Raw genomic sequence first — 981 nt, forward strand, 5'->3', positions numbered from 1 at the left:
ATGGCGATGCAAAAACTGCGGCGCGTCCAGCACAATATCCTGCCCAGACATCACCGCCAAAGCCCAGTTCGAGTCCTTCCACCAATGGGCCACCGGAAAACTATCAGTCAAGGAAACCGGCACCGCCCGCTCCACGTTCTTCCGCAACACCAACTGGTGCTGGAATCTACGTCCCAGACTCGAAGCTACGGGCGAAAAACACCGCTACCTGATGCTCGACGGAACCTACTTCAACGGCTTCTGCGCCCTCACCGCCTACAACGGAGAACACATCACCGACTGGCAGTTCTGCGACCGCGAAAAGTACGCTTCCTGGACGCTCATGCTCCAACGGATCCCCGCACCAGACCTCGTCGTGGTTGATGGGCACGGCTCACTAGAGCCGGTGATCAGATCATTGTGGCCAGAGACAAAAATTCAACGCTGCCACTTCCATATTCGCCAGAACATCCATAAGCACCTCACCCGCAATCCACGCACCATCCCAGGTCAACAATTACTTACCCTGATCAAAGCGCTCAAAGACATCACTGACCTGACGCAAGCACAAAAGTGGGAAGAACAGTTCTTAGCGTGGCGGGCCATGCACGAGCAGACGCTCAAAGCCCGCACTTACGCCACAGCAAACACTGGTCTGAGGCCCTCGCACGTGAGCGCAAATCAGACATGGTGGTACACGCACCTGAGGCTACGTCAGGCCGATTCATTGATCTATGGGCTACTGAAGAAAAAGCAGTTGTTCACCTACTTGAGCATGGCGACGAAAAACGAAAAGCTTCCACGCACCACCAGCCCGTTAGAAGGTGGCATCAACGCCGGCATCAAGGATCATTTAAGGCTGCATAGAGGCTTGAAACCGAAGCATGCGATGGCCTTAGTGGGCTGGCATTTGTATCAACGAGCTGAGAATCCCAAAGACCCGTGGAGCTTCGTCGAGCCGAAACATTGGTCCAGGAAACCGGTTCCCAAAGCGGTGGTAGA

The 981-nt window shown here is 54.8% G+C and carries 1 protein-coding gene; it reads left to right on the plus strand.

The annotated features are described in order from the left end of the window. The coding region (locus IEX04_RS18610; protein ID WP_188687526.1) for an IS1249 family transposase at positions 1-981 on the plus strand (981 nt) is incomplete at both ends.

The organism is Glutamicibacter ardleyensis, from assembly GCF_014644555.1.
GTDB classification, from domain to species: domain Bacteria; phylum Actinomycetota; class Actinomycetes; order Actinomycetales; family Micrococcaceae; genus Glutamicibacter; species Glutamicibacter bergerei.